Raw genomic sequence first — 2,694 nt, 5'->3', positions numbered from 1 at the left:
ACTACGCCAGCTATGGCGAGCGCCTCAACACCGGTTTCCAGACGCAAAAATCCTATATCGGCGAGCGCTTCGATCCCGAGACCGGGCTGCTCTACCTCAATGCCAGATACATGGATCCGGTGCTGGGCAGATTCATCTCGCCCGATGACTGGGATCCGACGCTGCCGGGCGTAGGAACAAACCGATATGCCTATGCCCAGAACGACCCGGTCAACAAGAGCGATCCCAACGGGCATATTATTGACACTATATGGGATGGACTTAGCATCGCTTACGACGCCGGGATGATCGGCTATGGGTATTTCGCTGACGACCAAGAGGCTTGGAACAACGGTTGGGTTGATTTGAGCGTCGATGCCGTTGCAGCAGTCGTACCAGGTCTTCCAGCAGGGGCGAGCAAACTTGCGCGCGCTTTGAAAGCGGTCGATAACGCTCCAAAAATTGCCAAACCTTTAAAAATTGAAGAAAAAGCTGTAAAACCGGGCGACATCGGCACATATGGACAGCTGAAAGAACAAAAGAAGGCATACGGCGAAACCGAGCCAGTGGACATGGATCACCAGCCGTCGTTTGCGGCGCAAGTCAAAAATCGAGAAGATGCTTTAGGAAGAAAACTGACTGACGCAGAAAGGGCTCAACTCAAAAACGCGACACCTGCCGTTGCTTCACCTCGTGCCGTGCATCAACAAACCAGCCCGACATACGGGGCAAGAAATACGAAGAAAAAAATTGACGAGGATGCTAAAAATTTGAACGCCGCAGCCGTCAGAGATAAAAAGGAATTTGACAAAGCCATGGCAGAAAGGGGTGGAGATTCTGGAGGTAAAAAAGATGACAATATCAATGACTAAATACCTGGGAGAACGTTCGTCAGCTCTGTTGACATCTGCGCCCTTTAATTCTTGGAAATTCAAAAGATCAGTTGATAGGGACCTTCCAGAGACTGAGATAAACTATGTAGCTAGAACAAACGGATTTTCATCACGGCTGATTGGAGTGTTGTAGGGTTTATGTAGATGAGTTTTTCGGAGTTTCAGCCACGTCATGTGCTCTGCATTCTGGGAATGCAGGGAAGATTTTCTGAGCTGTGTCGCTCAATTCAGTCGGCGATCGACAATTTCGCCCCGGGGTTTGAAATTGACACGCACTTTTCGCAGGACGCGCCGGATGATCGCATGGTTGAGTCGTTCGATGTGTCTTGGGATCGGATACATAAGGGGGAGCGGACTAGACAGGACGAAGAGGCCGTCCATGAGCACGGTTGCGTGGTTTATGTACTTGGTCCCCATATGGATATCGAAAGTGCCGTTGAAACATCCGCAATCGCCCTTCGTTTAACCGTGCATGCACTGAACAATGGTGCTATTGCCGCCAAAGGCGAGAGTGCTGGCATTGCGCACGGTGTGGCTCGATGGAAACAACTTGGCCGTGATGCGGAAAACGCGCAGGACGGCACGAGTTTAGCGCGTACTTGCCGCCTTGCCTTCAGCAAGCGGCCGTTAAGTGACGGAGAGTTCCTCTGTAGCGTCGGTTTCCATCTGGTCGGTCTGCCAGAGGTCTTCGTGTCAAGGAGTCTGTCCGACGATGAGCTGGTGCTCAGCTCGATAATCGACCGCGTTGCCGATGAGATGTTTACCGAAGGCATCGGGCTGACCTTAGCCCGAAACAATGGGATACTGCTACCCATCGAAGCGTACGAAGAAGACGATTTTAAATTCAACCCGTATGGTGGTGTCTACTTGAGCCATGGCGACAAAGGGATTGAACGAAGCCGCTAACGCGGCATTTGGCGCATCGGATGCGGGTGACGCTTCTGTTTTGAAGGATTGCGGCTGTTGAAGCGCAATCTCAGAACAGGAGAAACGACATGGTCGAGTTGAGCCCACTTCGTCGGCGCATGATCGAGGACATGACAGATCCGCAATCTGTCGCCGGCCACGCAACTATCCTACGTACACGCGGTGGCGAAGTTTTCCCGCCATTTCGGTCGCTCTCCGGACCGGCTTGGCCTTGAAGACGTCCGCGCTTTCCAGGTGCATCTGGTCTCGTGGCCGCGGCTGAACCAGACGGTGTGCGCACTGCGGTTCTTCTACGGCGTGACGCTCGGCCAAGCCGAGATTCCGGAACGGATCGTTTCTGCCCGCGCGCACGCTGCTGGTCGTGCTGAGCGCCGACAAGGTTGTCCGTTTCTTGAGGCGGTGCCGCCTGAAGGCGCGGACGGCCTTGACCACGGCCTACGCTGGCGGCCTTCGCGCTTCGGAGACCGTGGGGCTGAAGATCGGCCACATCGACAGCGGACGCGGCGTGATCCGGATCGAGCACGGCAAAGGGCGGCAAGGACCGCACTGTGATGTTGTCGGCGCAGCTTCTGCGCATCCTACGGATTTACTGGCGGCTGGCGAAGCCGCAGGACTGGCTGTTTCCGGGCGCGGTGCCGATCGCCCTATCCGGTGTGCAGGTATTGTATTCGGCGTGTCGCTCGGCGCGTGCAGCCGCCGGCATCGACAAGTGACGGTCCACACGCTCAGGCACAGCTTCGCCACGCATCTTCTGGGGAACGGCACCGACATCCGCATCATCCTGGTTCTCTCCGGGGAGTTCGCGCTCCGGACCGCCTCAAAACCCAATTGGTCACGAAAAGTCAGCATTATTTAGCCTTCGAGACCCGATAACGACCTGTATGCGGCTATACAC

2 protein-coding genes and 1 pseudogene are annotated in these 2,694 nt (G+C 55.0%); all 3 read left to right on the top strand.

Features of this window, described 5'->3' with window-relative positions:
• On the top strand, positions 1 to 851 hold an 851-nt coding region (locus NKG95_RS34110; protein ID WP_353043867.1), incomplete at its 5' end, for an RHS repeat-associated core domain-containing protein.
• Positions 852 to 1,016: 165 nt separating this feature from the next.
• The gene (locus NKG95_RS34105; protein ID WP_353043866.1) at positions 1,017 to 1,778 is read left to right on the top strand and encodes a hypothetical protein; all 762 of its coding nucleotides are present in this window, start codon (positions 1,017 to 1,019) and stop codon (positions 1,776 to 1,778) included.
• Positions 1,779 to 1,867: 89 nt separating this feature from the next.
• Positions 1,868 to 2,622, top strand: a pseudogene (locus NKG95_RS34100) (site-specific integrase); the annotation flags it as partial.
• Between the last annotated feature and the right edge of the window lie 72 nt (positions 2,623 to 2,694).

It is taken from the genome of Mesorhizobium sp. M1423 (genome assembly GCF_040317575.1).
GTDB lineage: Bacteria > Pseudomonadota > Alphaproteobacteria > Rhizobiales > Rhizobiaceae > Mesorhizobium.
This window is presented reverse-complemented; position numbering and strand designations above follow the sequence as displayed.